16 protein-coding genes are annotated in these 18,734 nt (G+C 71.4%); 2 read left to right on the top strand and 14 right to left on the bottom strand.

The annotated features are described in order from the left end of the window. From G569_RS66185 to G569_RS0136065, 8 genes are all read right to left on the bottom strand, one after another. Positions 1 to 3,114 (bottom strand): PASTA domain-containing protein, encoded by a 3,114-nt coding sequence (locus tag G569_RS66185; protein WP_028067015.1) that lies wholly within the window; start codon positions 3,112 to 3,114, stop codon positions 1 to 3. Then, a complete protein-coding gene (locus G569_RS59740) occupies positions 3,111 to 3,812 on the bottom strand; it encodes a phage tail protein (protein ID WP_053227509.1) in 702 nt (233 codons plus the stop codon). The genes G569_RS66185 and G569_RS59740 overlap by 4 nt, the downstream gene beginning before the upstream one ends. Beyond that, complete coding sequence (locus G569_RS0136090; RefSeq protein ID WP_028067014.1) at positions 3,812 to 5,806, bottom strand: putative baseplate assembly protein; 1,995 nt, start codon at positions 5,804 to 5,806, stop codon at positions 3,812 to 3,814. Before G569_RS0136090 ends, G569_RS59740 begins: the two co-directional genes overlap by 1 nt. 76 nt (positions 5,807 to 5,882) lie before the next feature. Further along, positions 5,883 to 6,287, bottom strand: a complete 405-nt coding sequence (locus G569_RS0136085; RefSeq protein ID WP_028067013.1) for a GPW/gp25 family protein — start codon at positions 6,285 to 6,287, stop codon at positions 5,883 to 5,885. A 9-nt stretch (positions 6,288 to 6,296) separates the two neighbouring features. Further along, entirely contained in the window at positions 6,297 to 7,991 is a 1,695-nt protein-coding gene (locus tag G569_RS0136080; RefSeq protein ID WP_028067012.1) for a VgrG-related protein, read from the bottom strand. Continuing rightward, entirely contained in the window at positions 7,991 to 8,659 is a 669-nt protein-coding gene (locus G569_RS54505; protein ID WP_037501733.1) for a CIS tube protein, read from the bottom strand. Before G569_RS54505 ends, G569_RS0136080 begins: the two co-directional genes overlap by 1 nt. Then, the gene (locus G569_RS54500) at positions 8,656 to 9,126 is read right to left on the bottom strand and encodes a phage tail protein (RefSeq protein ID WP_053227508.1); all 471 of its coding nucleotides are present in this window, start codon (positions 9,124 to 9,126) and stop codon (positions 8,656 to 8,658) included. The genes G569_RS54505 and G569_RS54500 overlap by 4 nt, the downstream gene beginning before the upstream one ends. A 12-nt stretch (positions 9,127 to 9,138) precedes the next feature. Beyond that, entirely contained in the window at positions 9,139 to 10,203 is a 1,065-nt protein-coding gene (locus G569_RS0136065) for a hypothetical protein (RefSeq protein ID WP_028067011.1), read from the bottom strand. Between G569_RS0136065 and G569_RS0136060 the strand changes: the two genes are divergently transcribed. Then, complete coding sequence (locus G569_RS0136060; RefSeq protein ID WP_157592550.1) at positions 10,184 to 13,060, top strand: hypothetical protein; 2,877 nt, start codon at positions 10,184 to 10,186, stop codon at positions 13,058 to 13,060. The genes G569_RS0136065 and G569_RS0136060 overlap by 20 nt on opposite strands. A gap of 299 nt (positions 13,061 to 13,359) precedes the next feature. Here the strand turns inward: G569_RS0136060 and G569_RS64205 are convergent, their stop codons facing one another. From G569_RS64205 to G569_RS59730, 6 genes are all read right to left on the bottom strand, one after another. Then, positions 13,360 to 13,536 (bottom strand): hypothetical protein, encoded by a 177-nt coding sequence (locus G569_RS64205; protein ID WP_169542320.1) that lies wholly within the window; start codon positions 13,534 to 13,536, stop codon positions 13,360 to 13,362. Continuing rightward, complete coding sequence (locus G569_RS0136050) at positions 13,533 to 13,907, bottom strand: hypothetical protein (RefSeq protein WP_028067009.1); 375 nt, start codon at positions 13,905 to 13,907, stop codon at positions 13,533 to 13,535. The genes G569_RS64205 and G569_RS0136050 overlap by 4 nt, the downstream gene beginning before the upstream one ends. Positions 13,908 to 13,911: 4 nt before the next feature. Next, on the bottom strand, positions 13,912 to 14,358 hold the full coding sequence (locus G569_RS0136045; RefSeq protein ID WP_028067008.1) for a phage tail protein: 447 nt from the start codon (positions 14,356 to 14,358) through the stop codon (positions 13,912 to 13,914). A gap of 33 nt (positions 14,359 to 14,391) precedes the next feature. Beyond that, positions 14,392 to 15,951, bottom strand: a complete 1,560-nt coding sequence (locus G569_RS0136040; protein ID WP_028067007.1) for a phage tail sheath family protein — start codon at positions 15,949 to 15,951, stop codon at positions 14,392 to 14,394. 9 nt (positions 15,952 to 15,960) lie between these two features. Then, positions 15,961 to 16,329, bottom strand: a complete 369-nt coding sequence (locus G569_RS0136035; protein ID WP_028067006.1) for a response regulator — start codon at positions 16,327 to 16,329, stop codon at positions 15,961 to 15,963. A gap of 72 nt (positions 16,330 to 16,401) precedes the next feature. Then, the gene (locus G569_RS59730) at positions 16,402 to 17,250 is read right to left on the bottom strand and encodes a Pvc16 family protein (RefSeq protein ID WP_053227506.1); all 849 of its coding nucleotides are present in this window, start codon (positions 17,248 to 17,250) and stop codon (positions 16,402 to 16,404) included. Between the two features lie 50 nt (positions 17,251 to 17,300). Here G569_RS59730 and G569_RS0136025 point away from each other — a divergent pair, with 50 nt between their 5' ends. Next, positions 17,301 to 18,716 (top strand): methyltransferase regulatory domain-containing protein, encoded by a 1,416-nt coding sequence (locus tag G569_RS0136025; RefSeq protein ID WP_084286101.1) that lies wholly within the window; start codon positions 17,301 to 17,303, stop codon positions 18,714 to 18,716. Positions 18,717 to 18,734: the final 18 nt, after the last annotated feature.

Here is an 18,734-nt window from a genome sequence, read left to right as displayed (position 1 = left end):
TTAGCCTCCGATCGTCAAAGGCTGATACGACGGGTCATCGCCCGTCGGGGTCAGCTCCTTCTTGTCGCGGACATCGTTGGCGGGGATGCGTTCGACGCTCGCGACGTCCTCTCGGCACTCCGCGTCGGCCGTCACGACCAGCAGCTCCTTCGAGTCGCCGCGCCAGGTGACCTTGCACGCGCGCACCGCGGTCGGCTTGGCGCTGGAGAGCGCGAAGTCCTCCTTGTCGTCGGCCAGCCACAACCGGTAGAACGACGAGCCCAGGTTCGACACGAGCGCGAGCCGCTTGCCGTCCGGCGAGACCTCCGCGTCGAGCACGCCCTTGCCCGAGGTGTCGGTGTCGGTCAGGAACTTGCCCTTGGTCCAGTCGGCGGGATCGACCGAGAACGCCGGCTTGTCTGCCTTGACCTTCCAGCGGACGATGCCGAAGAAGGTGTCCAGCCCGGTGTTGTTCTTGACGCCGACGCCGAGGATCGACCGACCGTCCGTCCCCCAGTGCAGGTGGCGGATCACCGAGAAGCCCGGCTCGTCGATGCAGTTGATCTCGGTCTCCTTCGTGATCAGCGCCAGGCAGAGGTTCGTGTCGGTGACGTTGTCCTGGTCGTCGCGCTTGATCTCGTCCATCGCGAGCATGTTGCGGTCGCCGGTCGGCGCCCACGCGAGGTCGGCGAACTCGCGGCCGTCCGGCGTCAGTGGGACCGCGGCCGAGTTCTTCTTCGTCAGGTCCTTGAGCATCACGCGGCCGCCGGAGATGTAGGCGACGTGCTCGCCGTCGGCGGTCCACGTCGGGTTCGTCTCGTCGTCCGGGCTCGTCGCGACCGGGTCGAGCTTCTGCCCGTTGGCCCCGTTGAGGCGCAGGATGTCCTTGCCGTTGGTGTAGACGACCTGCGGCTGGCCCACGGAGACGAGCAGCGTGACCGTCGACTTGGGCGCGACCTTCGTGCCGCCGGGCGGGTCGGTCGCGAACAGCGTGCCCTTCGGCGCGTCGTTGAACTCCTTGCGCACCTTCGGGACGATGCCCAGGTCGGCGACCTTCTTGGCGTAGGTGTCGAGGTCGTCCTTGCCGATCGCGGGGATGATGATGTCCGCGGCGGCCTTGTCGCCGCCGCCACCACCGCCGCCGCCGGCACCGCCGGCGCCACCGGCGCCGTTCTTGCCCTTGTCCTTCTGCTTCTTCTTGTTGGCGGCGTCGGCCGGGTCGGCGTAGAAGATGTTCACCGGCGTACCGGCCTTGACGATCTCGCCCGCGGCCGGGATCTGGCTGACGATCAGGCCCTTCGGGTCGACCGGCTGCGGCGAGGCCTGACCGAGCGTCAGGTCTTTGGTGCGCAGGAGCGCGTCCGCGTCGCTCGCGGTCTTCTTGGTGATGTCCGGGACGCTGTGCTTGCCGGTGCCGACGGCGACGAGCACCGCGACCGGCGTGCCCTTCTCGACCTTCTCGCCCGCCTTCGGCGTCTGCTGCAGGATCGTGCCCGCCTTGGCCTTGTCGGTGGGCTGTTCCTTCTTGTTCGGGTCGAGCTTGAGGTCGGCCTCGGTCAGCTTCTTCTCGGCGTCGAACGTCGACTTCTGGTTGACGACGTTGGGCACGACCACGTTCTGCGGAAGCGTGCGCAGCAGGAAGAACAGCAGGAGCAGGAGCAACAGCAGCAGCGGGATCAGCCACCACGGCAGCCACGGCTTCTGCTTGAAGACGCCCTGCGTGGGCATCAGCGGGCCCGTCGGGGCGCCGCCGCCGCGGCCCGGAAGCTTGAGCTGGCCGGGCTTCATGAACTGCTGGGCGTTCACGGAGCCCATCTGCGGTCCCTGGACCTGTGGGGCCTTGAGCTGCGGCATCCGCACCTGCAGCCCGCCCGGGCCCATGTTGACGTCCGGCGGGTACAGCTGCGGCTTGTACACCCGCGGCGGGTACATGCCCGGCACGCGCGGCGCGGAGCGCTTGTACCACTTCTTCTTCGGCTGCGGCCCGGCCTGGAGCAGGACGTCGGCGCCGACGACCTGGTCCGCGGCGCGCTCGGCGGCCTCGTCGCCCGTGATCGTCTTGACCTCGAGGCGGTGCTCGCGGGCGCGGCCGATCCAGATCTGCTTCGGCGGGCGGACCTGCATCTGCGAGACGATCGCCGCGCCGGCCGGGATCTCCGACGGCGGGCGGTTGAAGCCGAACTGCAGCTCGCCGTCCGGATCCTCGCCTTCGAGCGCGATCAGCACGGGCGCGTTGGCCTTGTTGGAGACGGTGACGTCGAAGGTCGCGCGGCGGCGGCCCTTCTTGCGCTGCGGGCGCAGCGTCGTCATGGTCTCGATGTACGGCTGGATGTGCAGCGCCAGCGGCGCGACCGCCGCGACCGTGCGCATCGCCTTGGAGTCCGCGACGATCTTGAGATCCCACACCCGCGCCTCGGCCTCAGGGCCGCGCGGCGGGTGCAGGTGGATCTCGACCTCCTGCTCGTAGGTGCCGCCGGACCCGAACGGGACCAGGTAGACGGTGCCCGGGTAGACCGACCACCAGTCCTGCGGCATCCCCTCGACGCGGATGTCGTAGTTGTCGACGATCCCGCTCTGGTTGCGGATCAGCGCCAGCACGCGCTCGCGCTGGCCCGGCTCGACGGCCTGGTGCAGGAGCTCGCCCTTGGCCGGCTCGCCCTCGGGCAGGCGCAGCACGATCGAGGCCGACTCGTTGGCCTCCCCGACGGGGACCTGCTGCGGGGGCTGGACCGCGGGGTTGCGGACGAGCGTCTTGTTCGACGGCGGCTGCGTCGGCGCCGGCGGCTGCACGGGCGGGACGATCGCGGGCAGCGAGGCGGCCGTGGGCGGCGGCGGGGCGGGGCGCTCCGCGGGCGTGGGCGTGGGGGGGACCGGCGGCGCGGCGTGATGGCCGTTGCCGTTGCCGCCCTCGGTCGGGGCGGGCGGCGCGGCGGGCGTGACGTGCGCGACTGGAGGCGGTGTCGGGGCTGCGGGTTCGGGCGCCTTGGGCGGCGCGGCCTGTGCCTGCGCCTCGGCGGCCATCTCCGGGGTGATCGCCTGCACGAAGCCGGTCGGCTCCCAGCGCAGGTACTCGCCGCAGCTGCAGAAATCCCGATCTGGCGGGTTCTCCTTGCCGCAGCTCTGACACGTCCTCATGACTCAACCTTCTTCTTCGCTGCCTTCACGCGCAGGCGGTACGTGCTGTGCACCGGCTTGTGTTGCTCGATGCACCGCGCGATCGCGGCCTGCACGGTCTCGTCGACCGGGATGTCGCAATAGACGATGAAGCTCGACGATGGCTTCTCCGCCCGACCCGGCCGACCGTGCCAGATCACTCCTCCGTTGTCTTCGACTCGCATCGGGACGTCCGGGAAATGCAGCTTCAACGCGAGCTCCATCCCGCCGACCGTGCCGCGCTTGCGGGCCAGCTCAGCCGAGCGCAGGACCATCTCGCGTTGGTGCTTGATGTTCTGCGTCTCGTCGAGATCCACACCCAACCATGCCGCCAGCAGCTCGAGGATGTCCGGCGGGGCGAAGTTCGGATCGAAATGGAACGGGAGACCGTCGAGGACCGCGACGATCGGATCCAGGAGCTCTTCGAGGGCGCCGACGAAGCGCATGCCGAAATCGCCATCCTGGTACAGAGCCGGCAGGCCGTTGCGCAGATACGCGCGCGTGGACGCGACCGGCGGCGTCTCCTTCGGCCCGGAGGCCATCTGGATCATCAGCGTGCCGAAGCCCGGCCCCCGGAACTCGCCCGTGCCGTTGGTGGCGTGGCCGTTCTGGGAGCTGTCGTGCTGCCCGTTCGAGCCGTTGCCGCCTTCGCCGTTTGATCCCTTGTACTGCTCTGGCACTAGTCCTCGCGGTGCGTCGCCTTGACGATGTGCAGGCCCGACGCCATCAGCTCGTCCGGCTCCAGGACGATATGCGTGCCGGCGGGCTTCGCGGATTGCTCGCCCGTCTCCAAGTTGGTCTCGTAGAGGCGCAGGATGCGGACGAACTCGACGCCGTCGACGGCGTGGACGACACCGTAAAGCTCGCCCTGGTTGAGCGCCCGCCCGAACGGCCAGCCCTGGCCGGGACCCGTCGGATTCCCGCCCACGAGCGGGTTCAGGTACGTGTAGAGCGCGTGCGCGACGTCCTCTTCGACGCGCGCGGTGTCCGCAAGCGGACGCGCCTGCAGGTTGACCACGACGCTCAGCCCGCGGTAGCGGCAGGGCTTGAGCTCGACCGTGGTGCCGATCAGGCGGCGGTCGTCGAGGTATTCCGCGACCTCGGTCAGCAGGTCCTCCTCCGGCATCAGCTCGGCCCACTCCAGGCGCCGGTCGGCCGGATAGATCCGCGGGACGAGGTGCAGCGGCACCGCGCCGCCGTCGCGCGGCGGGATGCAGACGGCGCGCGCGACGCGCGGGCTCGCCTCGCCGGCCATGAACTCGAAGTCCTCGGCGGTGACCGCGCGGTAGCGCGAGCGGATCTCCATCGAGGCGCGCTGCCGGGCGTGCGTGATGATCTCGGCGTCGACGCCGCCGACCGCGGCGTCCGGGTTGCTCACGGTGTCGATGCCGGCGATCGTGCTCTTGAGCACGCTCAGCGTGTTGGCCGTGACGTTGCCTTCGCGGCCGCCGCCGTGGCGGTAGCTGGTGAAGCGCAGGATCGCGCCCTTGGGCGGGACCTGGCCGTACTGCGTCCAGCCGCCGTGGGTCTCGCGGATCGCCGGGCCGAGCTCGACCTCGCCGCTGACCAGGTCGAGCACGAAGTGACGGTCGAACTCCGTCGAGCCGACGAAGTCCGGGCGGCTCTCCCAACGCGACCAGTCGCCCGTCTCCGGGTCCTGGATCTCGAGCGTCTCGCCCGTCGTCAGCTTGAGCACCGGCTGGTGGCGCAGCGGGAAGTTCTGGCCGGGGGTGCCGTCCGAGACGCCGAGGATCTCGCGCTCGATGCGGGCGGCGTGGGTGGAGGGCAGGCGGGCGCCCATCGGGGCGGCGCTGATCCGGTAGACCTCCGGCGCGTGCGAGTAGCTCGCGCCGCTGCGGCCGGAGACGCTCGTCTCCGCGATCCGGCAGCGCAGCCAGTGCAGGCGGTGCCCGCCGAGCGGCGCGACGACCGAACGCGGCGGCAGCTCGAGCTCGACGATCCCGGAGCCATAGTTGAAGCCGCCGGTGAGGTCCTCGAGCACGGTCGCGGGGGTCCACTGGCCGTCGGCCTGCGAGACCTCCCAGCGCAGCGGCGGGTCCTCCGGGTTCACGCCCGCGCCGCGGGCCATCGAGGCCTCGACGTCGATCTGCACGATCAGCCGGTCCAGCGGCTCCTCGAAGCCGAGGTACAGCGCGTCGCCGACCTGCGGCGGGGAGCCGAACGCGAGCTGGTCCGAACCCGTCGGGCGCGCCTCGCCGTCGGCCACGCCGACGTCCTTGACCTGGCCGTGGCGCTGCAGCACGTAGGCCGCCGGGCTCATCGCGGGGATCGTGAAGTCCTCGTCGACCTGGAAGATCACCGACTCGTCGGTGGCCGTGCGCGGCGTGCCGACCTCGGTCGTGCCGCCCGCGATCAGGATCGGCTCGAGCGGCTTGTCGGCGAGCTTGAACCGCAGGCTCGTGGTGGCGGCGCTGGGGCCGTCGAGGCGGATGCCGAGCAGATCCAGCAGCGCGACGTGGAGCTTGTCCGGCACGCGGTTGAGCCGGTAGATCGTCATCTCGGTCATCCACGCGAACAGCTCGATCAGCGTGATGCCTGGATCCGAGACGTTGTGCTCGGTCCATTCCGGACAGGCACGCGAGATGCGGGTCCTGGCCTCGGAGACGAGATCCTGGAACCGCCGGTCGTCCAGCTGGATCTCTGGGAGCCTCACGAAGCCAAACCTTTCGTCAGAGCGCGGGAGTGAGCCGCCAGGCGAACTCCGAGCGAATGCGAGCGCGCAGCGCGAGTCATTCGCCCATCTCCTCTGCAGGAATCACGTAGAACGGGTAGACGAGGTTGCGCTCGGTGTTGGTGGCGCGCACCTTGAAGCCGATGTCGATGGTCAGCAGGCCGCTGCCGGACTGGCTGAGGTCGAAGTCCACGGTCTGGACCTCGATCCGCGGCTCCCAGCGCTCCAGCGCGGTGCGAATGGCGTCCTCCATCCGGCCGACCGTGTTCGCGTCGATCGAGTCGAACACGAAGTCGTGCACGCCGCACCCGAACTCGGGGCGCATGGGACGTTCACCGGGAGCGGTGCCGAGGATGAGCTGGATCGCCTGGTCGATGTCCTGCTCGTCGCGCGCCAGGGCGATGCCGCCGCGGCGGTCGACCTGGAGGGGGAACGCGAGGCCGGATCCGATGATCTCCGTCACGGGTCGACTCTAACCAATGTTGATGATCGCGCCCTTGATGTTCACCGGGCCGGAGCCCTGGATGTCCACCGTGGCGCCCTTGAGGGTCAATGCGGCCGAGGCCTCGACGGTCACCGACACGCCTTTGACGGTCATGCTCGTGCCGGCCTCGACCGTGTAGGTCTGGGCCTTCAGCTTGCCGGTCCCGGTCGTGTTGTGCTCGTACTTCCCCTGGACCGTGTGCTTCTCGTCCTGCTTGATCTCGACGACCATGTTCTGGTCGGACTTGATCTCGAAGTCCTTCTTGGAATGCTGGTGGATCTTCTCGTTCGAGAGCAGGGCGAACGAGCCGTCGCGCTTCTGGTAGAGGTCGTTGCCCGGCTTGTCCTTGCCGTTGAAGACCGAGCCGATGACGATCGGGCGGCGGGTGTCGCCGTGCTCGAAGCCGACGATCACCTCCTCGTCGACCTGCGGCAGCATCAGCAGGCCGCGCTCCTTGCCCGTGCTCGGGGTCGCGACGCGGGCCCACGCCGACTCCTCGGAGTCGCTGAGGCTCGGGTACTTCACGCGCACCCGACCCATCTGCTCCGGATCGTTGTTGTTGGTCACCAGTCCGACCACGAGCGTGCTCGACCAGTCGCGTTCCTGCGGCGGGCGGATCAGCTCGAGGATCGTCCGGCTCGAGCGGCCGGAGATCTGGAAGATGGTCTGGTAGCCGGTCGCGCCCCGGTAATGGTGCGTCGAGCTGGTCACGGTGAACTCGCCGCCGAACTTCTGGCCGACGCCGGTGACCTTGACCTTGGTGCCGGCCTTGATCTTGGGGTTGCCGCGCGCGACGCCGTCGGCCTCGTAGAACGCGTCGGCCATCCGCTGCAGCGTGGATTTGGCGAGCGCGTTGGCCTCGCCGTTGGTGGTCGCCACGCGGTCGGCGATCGCCGTGGTGCCGCCGCCGAGGTCGTTGGCGACCTGTGAGCGCTGCACGCCCGGCTTCGACGACGTCGACGGGCTGGAGGCGGTGCCGCTGATGGGCTTCTTGCTCTTCGGGTCCCAGGCGCGGATGTTGACCGTCTGCGGCTGTTGCACCCCGCTCATGCGCGGGCGGAACGAGAGCAGCGTGTCCTGGTACTTGAGCTCGACCGGGGACCCCGCGGCCTTGTTGGCCGGGCGGAACTCGAGCGACGTGTCCTTGACGACGACCTCGTAGTCCTCCATCAGCGCGAGCCGCCACGCGAAGTCCCAGTCGGTCTCGTTGGACTGCTGGAAGAACTCGTGGACGGTGCTCGTGCTCGTGACCTTGGCCTGCAGGCCGGACTCGCCCGCGAGCTTCTCGACCATGTCCGAGGCCGAGACCTGCTGGAACGTGCGCGTCTTGCGCTGGCGGTTGAGCTTGTGCGCCTTGTCGTAGGCGCGGATCGAGATCACGACGCCCTGCTGGCCGAACTCGGGCTCGACGGCCGCGATCTGGCCCTTGAAGATCGACGTGGTTGCACGCTCGCCGGTCCCCGAGGTCTTGATCTCGAGGTCCTTGCCGAGCTGCATCGGGTGGTTGTCGACGGCGTCGCCGGTCGGGTCCTTGAGCCGCACGAGCGCGACGTCGGGCAGCGTCAGGCTGTCGACGACCTTGACCTCGATGGTCGCGTCGCGCCACTTCGGGTCCAGCTTCGCGCCTCCGACGAGGACGTCGATGCCGGCGACGTGCTGCTCTGCGTTCGCCGCGGCGGGCATCAGTTCTCCAGCGCCGGCAGCGCGAGCGAGCTGCCGCGGCGCAGGTGCAGCGGGTTGTCCACGCCGTTGGCCTCGGCGATCAGCCGCCAGCGGGTGGCGTCGCCGTACGCGCGGTAGGAGATCGACGGCAGCGTGTCGCCGTCGCGCACGCGGTGGCTGCCGAAGCCGGCCTGCGCGCGGGTCGTCGGGTTCTGGCCCTTGACGGTCTCTGCCGCCTGCTTGAGCGTGAGCTTGACGTCGGCGCGGATCGGCTCGCCGTCGGGGCGGAAGAGCTTGTACGAGCACGTCAGGCTCGTCATCGCGCCCTTGAAGATCAGCGCGCCCCACTGGAACGTGATGAACGGCGGGACCGCGGTGGGCGTGCCGCCGGACTTCCCGCTCGGCACCTCCATCGCGTCCAGCAGCGCCGCCGTGGCCGCGCGCACCGTCATCTTGTACGGGGGGAAGCTCTGGTCGAAGAGGAGGCTCAGCTCCATCTGGCGCGGCTGGCCGCCGCCGAACTCGGGCTCGGTGAAGCTCGTGCCGGTGACCGGCTTGTACTTCCACTCGTTGGACTTCGAGAGCGAGTACTCGGTCGGGTTGAAGTAGCAGTCGAGCGTCGCGCCGCCGTCGATGATCAGCTTGGCCTTGACGAAGCTCGCGGCGCCGGGCGGGGGGGTGTAGGTCATGCCGCCACCGCCTGGATCTGCATGCCGCTGTGGGCGATCTCCAGCGTCTCGGTCAGGATCTCCGTCGAGGACGCGTTGAGGTCACCGCCCGTCCACTTCACCGGGTACGCGTTGAGCACGTTCCACACGCGGACCGGCTTCATCGCCGTGTTCAGCAGCGTGATCACCAGTGTCACCGGCTCCACCTGGACCGTGGTCTTGTGGTACCAGTCGAACAGGACACTGTCCGGTACAACGCCCCGCTTGAGGGTGATATTCCCTTGCTTGACGCGCGTCGGCAGCCGGTGCACGAACAGGTTCTGGCCGCCCTCCGGGTACTCGAGCACGTCGGTCTGCGACGAGAAGCCGGTGACCGACGCGAAGTAGCCCGCCTGGACCGTCAGGCCCTGGAACTCGACCTTGAAGAGGGCCGAATGGTGGACTGCGGCCGTCGTGCTGGCGAGTGAGTTCTTCGAATCTCCTGGCATTTACGGCGCTCGCTAAGGGTTGTCGATGATCAGGTGGCCGAGTTGCTCGCGTTCGATCAGCAGATCGCGCTTGAACCGGTCGATGAAGTACTCGTACATCGTCTCAGGGTCCATCTGTTCCTTCTTGTCGCCGGTCTCCGGGTGCTCGGTCGGCGTGTGCTGCTCGGCCGGCGCGCTCGGCGCCGGCGCGCCGCCCCCTTCGGAGAGCTCGCGCGAGATCGTGTACGGCTGGTGGGAGAGGTCGATCGGCTGCCCCTGGCTGCCCGGCGGCGGGAAGTGCACCGTGCTCAGCCCGCCCTCGCCCTGCTCCAGCGCGCCGCCGGTCGCCTCGGCGAGGCGCTCCGCCGCGCGCGAGATCGTCGGCTGCGCGGGCGTGTTGTCCGTGCGGACGAGCTGCAGGTGCGGGCGCGGCTGCTCGGGCTGCGCGACGCGGCTGACCATCGGGCGCGCCGCCGGGGCGAGCGCGGTCGCTCCGTCGGACGCGTGCTCGAGCGCCTGGCGGGCGAGGCTCGGCGTGCCGCCATCGATCGGGAGTTCGGGGGCCGCGGCGTCGCCGAAGGGCAGCCCGGGGCCGCCGGCGTCGCCGGCAAGGTCTTCGTCGGCGGCGCTGCGGCTGACCGTCGGGCGCGGAGCCGGCGTGCGGCTGACGGTCGCGCGGGAGGCCGAGCGGCTCAGCGCCGCGCGGCCCGCGGACGGCTGCGCCGCGCTGCGGCCCCCGGCCGGGGAGGTCGCGCTCGGCGCGGCCGTGCTGCGGCTCAGGGCCGGGCCGGCCGCCGAGCTCGCGCTCGGCGCGGCCGCGCTGCGGCTGAGCGCCGCCGGGACGGGGCCCGTGGCGGACACGTCGCCTGCTCTGCGGCTCACGGTCGGCCGGGCCGCGGGCACGTCGTCACCGGCAGCGCTCCGGCTCAACGTCGCGCCGGAGGCGTCGGCGGACAGCGCGGCCGCGTCGCCCTCGAAGTCGTCGCCCGCGTAGGGGGACGCAGCCGCGGAGCCGTCGCCCTCGTCGGCCGGCAGCGTCGAGGCGTCGGCTGCGCTGCGGCTCCGGCTCGGCTCGGCCGTGGCCGACTCGTCGCCCACGTCAGCGGTGCGGCTGAGGGTCGGTCCGGCGGCGGTCGGCGAGGTCGCGCCGGCGGCGCCGATGGGTCCCGCGGCGGCGGCGCTGCGGCGGAGGGTGGGTCCCGCACCGGTGGGCGACGACTGGCCGGCGGCGGCGTCGGGTCCCGCGCCGGGCGGCGAGGTCGCGCCGGCGGCGGCGCTGCGGCTCAGGGTCGGTCCGGCGCCGGTCGGCGACGTCGCGCCGGCGGCGCCGCTACGGCTGCGCGCCGTGCCGGCGGAGGTCGGCGACGTCGCGCCGGCGGCGCTGCTGCGGCTCAGGGTCGGGCCGGCGGAGGGCGGCGACGTCTGCCCGGCGGCGGTCGGCGAGGTCTGGCCGGCGGCGGCGCTGCGGCTGAGGGTCGGTCCGGCGCCGGTCGGCGAGCTCGCGGCGGCGGCGCTGGTGCGGCTCAGGGTCGGTCCGGCGGCGGTCGGCGAGCTCGCGCCGGCGGCGCTGCTGCGGCTCAGGGTCGGTCCGGCGGCGGTCGGCGACGTCGCGCCGGCGGCGCCGCTGCTGCTCGGGGTCGGTCCGGCGGCGGTCGGCGACGTCGCGCCCGCGGCCGCGCTGCGGCTCAGGGTCGGTCCGCTCGCGGCGCGGGCCGGCCCGCCAGTGGTGGCCGGCGACGTCGCGCCTTCGGCGGCGCTGCGGCTGAGCGTTGGTCCGGCGGCGGTCGGCGACGTCGCGCCGGCGGCCGCGGTGCGGCTCACCGTCGGGCCGCTCGCGCCGGCCGACGGCGCGGCCGCACTGCGGCTCAACGTCGGCGCGGACGTGTCCGCGTCGGCCTCGGGCAGTTCCTCGGGCAACTCCGCCTCGGGCATGTCCCCGTCGTCGGGCGTGTCGTCGTCGCCGCCGGTCAGGCGGTCGAGCATCCGCCGGAAGATCCCGCGTCGCGGTTCCTCCGTCCGGGCGACGTACGGCACCGGCAGCGTCTCGGCGACCTGCTCCGGCTCGGGTTCGGCCGCAGCCGGCTCGACGGGGATGATCGGCGGCTCGACGCTGCGCGCGACACGCCGCACCACCGGCCGCGGCGGCTCGGCCGCGACGGCCTTGCGCGAGATCTTCACCGGACCGGTCGGCACCGCCGGCAGGTCGAGCTCCGCCGCCGACGCGACCGGCGGCGGCGCATCGAGCGGCGACCGCGCGACGGCGGCCGGCGACGAGGGACCGGCCGACGAGGTCGGGGTGGCCGAGGGGGACGGGGGGGTGCCGGAGCCGTCCTCGGCGACCGACGGCGTGCGCGCGATGGCCGGGCCGGACGTCGGCGAGGGAGCGTCGGCGGCGGGCGTGCGCGCGATCGACGGCCCGGACGTCGGCGAGTCGGACGCGTCGTCGGCGGCGGGCGAAGGGGTGCGTGCGATGGCCGGGCCGGACGAGGCGGGCGCGGCCGGCGGCGACGAGGGCGTGTCGGCGGCGGGCGGCGATGACGCGGGCGTGCGCGCGATCGACGGGCCGGACGAGGTCGGAGTGGCCGGCGGGGACGAGGGCGTGTCGGCGGGCGTGCGCGCGATCGACGGGCCGGACGAGGACGTCGGCGTGGCGGAGGTGTCGGCGGCGGGCGTGCGCGCGATCGACGGGCCGGACGACGACGTCGGCGTGGCGGGCGTGTCGGCGGGCGTGCGCGCGATCGACGGGCCGGACGACGACGTCGGCGTGGCGGGCGTGTCGGCGGCCGGCGTGCGCGCGATGGCCGGGCCCGACGACGAGGCCGGCGGGGACGAGGGCGTGTCGGCGGGCGTGCGCGCGATCGACGGGGCGGACGACGACGTCGGCGTGGCGGGCGTGTCGGCGGGCGTGCGCGCGATCGACGGGGCGGACGACGATGTCGGCGTGGCGGGCGTGTCGGCGGCGGGCGTGCGCGCGATCGACGGGCCGGACGACGACGTCGGCGTGGCGGGCGTGTCGGCGGGCGTGCGCGCGATCGACGGGGCGGACGACGATGTCGGCGTGGCGGGCGTGTCGGCGGCGGGCGTGCGCGCGATCGACGGGCCGGACGACGACGTCGGCGTGGCGGGCGTGTCGGCGGGCGTGCGCGCGATCGACGGGCCGGACAGAGACGTCGGCGCGGCGGGCGTGCCGGCCGCGGGCGTGCGCGCGATAGCCGGGCCCGAGGTGGCCGCGGGCGTGCGCGCGATCGACGGGGCGGACGGCGACGGCGGCTCGTCCGCTTCGGGCAGGTCCGGCGCGGGGTCGGCCGGGGTGCGGGCGATCGACGCGCTCGACGAGGAGGTCGGCGATTCGGCGGCCGGGGCGTCGGCGATCGACGGGGCCGACGTGGAGATCGAGGAGGCCGGCGTCCCCTCGTCCGGCGCGGGCGTCGGGGCGTCGGCTGCCGGGGTGCGGGCGACGGACGGAGTGATCGGGCGCGTCGAGAGGCGACGCGCGACGGTGCGTTCCGTCGGGGCCGGCGGCTCGTCGGCCGAGAGGTCCTCGGCCGGGGTGCGCGCGATCGACGGCGTGCTCGGCGAGGGGATCGCGGGGGCGGCGGGGCTCGACGTGTCGACCGCGCGGGCGACGGAGGCGGGAGCCTCGGCCGGCGGGCGCGACGAGAGGCGCCGCGGCGCCGCGGGCTCCTCCTCGGACGCGGCCGTGCGCGCGATGCCGAGCTCCTCGTCGCTGACCGGTGCACCGGTGCCGGCGCCTTCGACGATGCGGGCGCCGCGGGAGCGCTCCAACCCGCCTCGGGCGATGAAGCGCGCGACGCGCTGCTCCTTGGTCGGCTCGGGCATCTTCTCGGCCTGGGCCATGGAGATCAGGTCCGAGCTCGCGGCCTGCTGGTCGCCGAACATCCACTGGGCGGCGAAGTCGCTCATGCTCGTCGGCACCCAGTCCGGGCGCATGTAGCCGGTGTCCCCGGCGGCCGGGGCGCTCGGCGCCTCAGGAGCCGAAGGGGCGGCGGGAGCAGCGGGAGCGGGAGCCGGCGCGGCCGCCGAGGGCGGAGCGGGAGGGGCGGGCGGGGCGAGCGACGCGGAGCGCGAGAGGCGCGTCGACGCGTCGAGGTGCTTGGGCCGGTGCGACTCGGCCACTTCACGCGCGAGCGCGCGACCGCCGTAGCGCCCGGCGCTGTGGCGGGCGACCACGCGGAGGCCCATGCGGACGGGCTTGCGGGGGGAGTCGGGGGGAGTCTCGTCGGCCATGAAGGTCTATTCCTCGGTCACGTACTCGAAGTCCCCCGACGCGACGGCGAGGGACTCTGCTTCGCGGAGGAAGCGGCGGCGGTCGGCGTGCTCGAGATCGAGGATGGTCTCGAGCGGCCAGTGGAGGTGGTAGGCAAGGCGGGCCGTCTCCCCGAGCAATTCCTCGGGAGACGGCCGCATCATTCCCCCAGGCGGCCGTCCTCTATTTCGGTCAAGTCCACTTCGAACTGCTCCGAACACACTGGGCACGACACCACCCCCACCGCCTCTCCGTCGGAGTTGATCCGCTCGTAGAGGCGCTGGAGGTGGTCGAAATCGGCGGCGTACAGACCTTCCACCAACTCGGGGGTGATCTCTGTGAACTCCCCGATCCGCGTGACCGTCCGGGCGAGCAGCAGCACCGAGAGATACGCCTCGTTCTGGCGCACCTCGACGCTTCGCAACGGCTCGATCTCGTCGCGGGCCGTCGCCAGCCGCATCGTGCCCTCGCGGTGCACGTTGCCGGCGCTGTCGACGAGCCCACGCGGCAGGGTGAAGGCGTACTCCGACTTCACGGCTTTACTGGATCTCGAAGCCCTCGTGGCAGAGCGTGATGCCCTCCACGGCCACTTCGTTCGAGTCGGCCTTGAGGCCGACACCCGTGTACTTCTTCGGCCAGGCGTTGACGATCGAGTACGTGACGACGGGCGAGCCCATGTAGTCGAGCATCGTGACCGTGCAGTCCTTACGGGCTTCCTTGAGCTGCCCGTCGACGATCATCTTGCGCCAGTTCCAGAGCGTCTTGTCCTGGTCGACGCCGCGCTTGAGCTCGATGTCGCCCCACTTGGTGTTGCCCATGGCCTTGATCACGTCGGTCTTGCCGTTCGGCATCGACCGCTTGATCTCGGTGACCTCGGACTCGGAGTCGAAGCCCGTGGCCTCCTTGAAGAACCCTGCGGCCTCAGCGCCGCCGATCTTCAAGGTGAACCAAATTGGGACGTGTGCTTCCTTGTCATTAGCCGGCATGCCGGTCGTTCCTTTCTACTCGAACCCAGTCGACTACTCGGAGACTTCGGCGCCTTCGCCGCCGCTGAACTGGCTCAGCCGGAAGATCACGAACTCGGCCGGCTTCACGGGCGCGATGCCGATCTCGCAGATGACCTGCCCGGCCTCGATCACTTCGGGCGGGTTGGTCTCCGAGTCGCACTTGACGTAGAACGCCTGCGCCGGGGTGGAGCCGAACAGCGCCCCGTCGCTCCACACACGCGTGAGGAAGTTCGTCGCCGCGATCCGAAGCTGGATCCACAGCTTCTCGTCGTTGGGCTCGAACACGCTCCACTGCGTCCCCTCCATGATGCTCTCGGAGACGAAGTTGAACAGGCGGCGAACGTTGATGTAGCGCCACTCGGGGTCGCTCGACATCGTGCGGGCGCCCCAGACGCGGATGCCGCGGCCCGGGAACGCGCGGATGCAGTTGATGCCGACCTTGTTCAGGCCGCCCTGCTCCGCCTGCGTGACCTGGAAGCCGAGGCCGTTGGCGCCGAGCGCGACCTCGTTCGCCGGCGCCTTGTGCACGCCGCGCGTCGAGTCCGTGCGGCACCACAGGCCGGCCACGTGGCCGGACGGCGGGATCATGATCGGCTGGTTGGTCAGCGGATCCTGAACCTCGATCCACGGGTAGTAGAGCGCCGCGAACTTGGAGTCATAGCCCGCGGTGTTCATGCGCCACTCGAGCACTTCCTGCGGGATCAGGTTCGGCGGGGTGTCGAGGATCGCCATGCGATCGCCCGAGCCCTCGGCGTGCGCGATCAGCTTCCCCTGGAGGTCACGGAACTGCGTGTCGTCGCCGTCCTCGCCGATCAGCTTGACGATGTCGGGCGCGACCACCATCGTGATCTCGTCGACGGCGGCGAGGCCGCCGAGGCCCTTGCGCCGGGCGACGTCGCCGGCGAAGTGCGAGCCCTTGACCGCCGTGGGGGCGATCGACGGGGCCGACAGCTTGAACGTGCCGAGGGCGGGAGCCCGCTGCGCCTCGGGCAGCGACGCGCCGGTGTCCTCGATCTTGATCAGCTTGGACTGGGCGTTGACCTTCGTGGCCAGGTTGGTCCGGCCCTTCTTGGTCGACAGCCCCGTGAACTCCTCCTTGTCGGAGCCCGAGCTGACCTTGACCGTGTAGGTCTTGTCGGCGCCGTCGCCCGCGGACGGCTCCTCGGTGATCTCGACCTCGACGTCGCCGGCGGCCAGTGCGACCGCGCTGTACGTCTCGACCGACGAGTCCGCCGCCGCCGGCAGCGCGGCGCGCGCCGCGGGACCGGAGCCGTTGGAGCCGCCGTCCTCGCCGACGCGGACGATCCAACACAGGGTCCCGCCGTTCTGGAAGAACCCATAGACGGAGTGCGCGAGGTACGCGCCCTCCATGAACGGCCCGTTGTCCGGCTCGTTCGGGTCGCCGTAGATCTTCGCGAACTGGGTCCAGTTCGAGATCCGCATCGGCGTGTTGACCGGGCCGCCCGGCGCCAAGCCCACGAACGCAGCGATCGACGTGCTCACGCCCTCGATCGGCTTGTTCGCGGACGGAACCTCCTCGACGTAAACGCCGGGAGTCAGGTACGTGGGCATTTCACTCCTTCACTCGTGGACGTGCTGGCCGCTCAGTTCGCCTCGGAGCCGCTCCACGATCGGAGCGGAGACGAGACGGGATGTGCTCGAAGCCGGCTCGAGGACCTCCATGAGGTCCTCCTCCCTGGCCCAGAGCACGACGGTGGTCTCGGGAGACGCGCCTCGTACGAGTTGGGCGAGCTCGTACGAGGAACCGTTGTCGAGATCGAGCACCACGATGTCGGGGCGCAGCCGATGCGCGGCCCCGATGATGGCGCTGGGCCGGTCCTCCTGACCGACCACTTGGCAGCCCTGCTCGCTCAGGACCCGATTCATGCCGAGACGCATGATCGGGCCGAGGTTTCCGAGCAGGACGCTGGGACGGGGCTCAACAGCCATGCCCCAACCTTCCCGGTCCGTCGTCCGGACGGCCAGAGGCCGCGAGGCAGCCTTTCGGGCAAACCCCGCGGATCATCCCATCACCAGGTCGACCCCGGCTCCCGGGACTTCAAGCTGTGCATCCGCCTGCTTGCCGTCGACCGTGCGCGCGAGCAGCCGATGGCGGCCCGGCGGCAGGCGGTCGAAGCGGAAACGGCCGTCGGCGCTGCTGGACGTCCACATCCCCGTGTCCGGGAGCGTGATCCAGACGTCGCCGAGCGGCTGGCCCTTCTTGTCGGAGACGCGCCCGACGGAGCGGTGCATCTCGACGATCGCGCGCTGCGGCCCGTCGGCGAGCCGCGTGCGGACGGTCTGCGTGCGGACTTCGGGTCCGCGCTCGAGCTTGGCGCCGGACTCGACCGAAAGCCGCAGGACGTAGTCCAGCGAGACCTTGTACTGCCCGCCGACCGCGCTCCAGAAGTCCGATTTCTCGCCCTTGCCCTGGCCGATGCGGGCCTTGATCGGGATCTGCGCGCCGTTGGACAGGCGCCCGTTGAGCACCTCCTGGGGGAGCTCCGGGTAGGCATTGAAGATCGCCAGGACCTGCGAGAGCAGGCGGTGCTCGTCCTCGACGGCCTGCGTCCACGCCGTGACGGCGTACGAGCACTCCATGATCATCGGCGGCCGGCCCTCGAACGTGCGCCCGTCCTTGGAGATGCGCGACCACTCCGAGGTGCGCATCGTCTCCGACTCGCGGAGGTCGTAGAGGAACATGTTCACGGTCGGCTTGGAGAGCTGTCCGGACCACTCACGCGCGGGTGCGTCGAACGCGATGTCGACGCCTTCGAATCCGTGGCGTTCGAGCTCGCTTTTGAGCATCCCGCGGAGGGTCTCGTCGAGGTCCGCGAGCATCGTGTTGAGCGGCACTTCGACGGTCAGCACGGGCCGACCCTACTGTCACCGGAACGCGTGGTGTGAAAAATGCAGGGTCGATGTCCGACTACGTATACGACGCCGTTCGATACTCCAATTTTCCGTACGGGCAGACCCATCCGGACCGGCTCGCGACAGTTGCGGTCTTGTACGGGCTCCACCCCCCGGACCCTTTCACAGCTCGCGTCCTGGAGCTCGGCTGCGGTGCCGGCGGCAATCTGATCGCGATGGCCGCGGCCACCCCGGGCATCAGCGCGCTCGGGGTCGACCTGGCGGCCGAGCCGATCGCGGAAGGTCAGCGGCAGATCGCCGAGATCGGCCTCGGCAACGTCGAGCTGCGCCACGGCGACGTCCGCGCGCTCGACGACATCGGCGAGTTCGACTTCATCGTCGCCCACGGCCTCTACAGCTGGGTGCCGGCCGACGCCCGCGACGCGCTGCTGGCGACGATCCGCGAGCGGCTGGTGCCGAACGGGATCGCCTACGTCTCCTACAACGCCGAGCCGGGCGGCTACTTCCGCCGCATGCTGCGCGACGCCGGGCTCTGGCACGCGCGTGACGTCCCGCCGGGTGACGAGGCGGCGCAGGCCGAGAAGGCGCGCGAGCTCTTCCGCTTCCTCAAGGAGCACCGGATGAGCTCCGCCGACACGTTCGGCTCGGTCCTGGTGCGCGAGATCCCGCCGCTCGCGGACGGCCCGCTCTACCGGCTCGTGCACGACGACCTCAGCGAGCACTGGGTCTGCCACTGGTTCGCCGACTTCGCCGCCCACGCCGCCGAGCACGGCCTCGGCTACGTCGGCGAGGCCGACCTGTACGGCCTGCGCACCGAGATGCTGCCGCTCGACGTCGAGCCCGAGCTGTGGAAACTCGCCGGGGGCGACCGGATCGCGTTCGAGAACTACAGCGACCTGCTGACCGTCCGGCACTTCCGGCAGAGCGTCCTGTGTCATGGCGAGCACGCACCGGCGGGTGTCGAGCCGGTCCCGGAGCTCACCGAGCGGCTGCACTGGGCGGCCCTGGCCAACGCCGACCCGCTCGAGGTCGGCCTGCTCGCCGACGTCTACGCGGAGCTCGCGCAGCTCGGGTCGCGCACGCTCGACTTCGAGGCGCTGCGCGAGCGGCTCGGGGCGGACCGGCACGAGCTGGCGGTCGCGCTGCTCGACGGCTTCCGGCGCGAGCGGCTGCTGCCCCACGCCGCGCCCCTGATCTGGCCGACCGAGGCGTCCGAGCGCCCGATGGCGTCCGCGCTGGCCCGCTGGCAGGCCGAACGGGGCGAGCCGCTGACGTCGCTCGCCTATACGACGATCCACATGGAGGAACCGGCCGCCCGGCTGCTGATCACCCTCCTCGACGGCACGCGCGATCGCGCCGCGATCCGCGCCGAGCTCAAGGACCGCACAGGCCTCGAGCTGACCGAGAGAGATATTGACAACAACCTGGGCGAATTGGCGAAGCTGTTCCTGCTGCAGTCGTGACACCACACGGCTAGACGG

Source organism: Solirubrobacter soli DSM 22325 (assembly GCF_000423665.1).
In the GTDB taxonomy this organism is placed as follows: domain Bacteria; phylum Actinomycetota; class Thermoleophilia; order Solirubrobacterales; family Solirubrobacteraceae; genus Solirubrobacter; species Solirubrobacter soli.
This window is presented reverse-complemented; position numbering and strand designations above follow the sequence as displayed.

What these genes read in the sequence shown, in the direction of transcription:
- G569_RS66185 (WP_028067015.1), bottom strand. Translation starts at nt 3,114, where the DNA reads ATGAGGACGTGTCAGAGCTGCGGCAAGGAGAACCCGCCAGATCGGGAT.
- G569_RS0136080 (WP_028067012.1), bottom strand. Translation starts at nt 7,991, where the DNA reads ATGCCCGCCGCGGCGAACGCAGAGCAGCACGTCGCCGGCATCGACGTC.
- G569_RS64205 (WP_169542320.1), bottom strand. Translation starts at nt 13,536, where the DNA reads ATGATGCGGCCGTCTCCCGAGGAATTGCTCGGGGAGACGGCCCGCCTT.
- G569_RS0136040 (WP_028067007.1), bottom strand. Translation starts at nt 15,951, where the DNA reads ATGCCCACGTACCTGACTCCCGGCGTTTACGTCGAGGAGGTTCCGTCC.
- G569_RS0136035 (WP_028067006.1), bottom strand. Translation starts at nt 16,329, where the DNA reads ATGGCTGTTGAGCCCCGTCCCAGCGTCCTGCTCGGAAACCTCGGCCCG.
- G569_RS54505 (WP_037501733.1), bottom strand. Translation starts at nt 8,659, where the DNA reads ATGACCTACACCCCCCCGCCCGGCGCCGCGAGCTTCGTCAAGGCCAAG.
- G569_RS0136045 (WP_028067008.1), bottom strand. Translation starts at nt 14,358, where the DNA reads ATGCCGGCTAATGACAAGGAAGCACACGTCCCAATTTGGTTCACCTTG.
- G569_RS0136025 (WP_084286101.1), top strand. Translation starts at nt 17,301, where the DNA reads ATGTCCGACTACGTATACGACGCCGTTCGATACTCCAATTTTCCGTAC.
- G569_RS54500 (WP_053227508.1), bottom strand. Translation starts at nt 9,126, where the DNA reads ATGCCAGGAGATTCGAAGAACTCACTCGCCAGCACGACGGCCGCAGTC.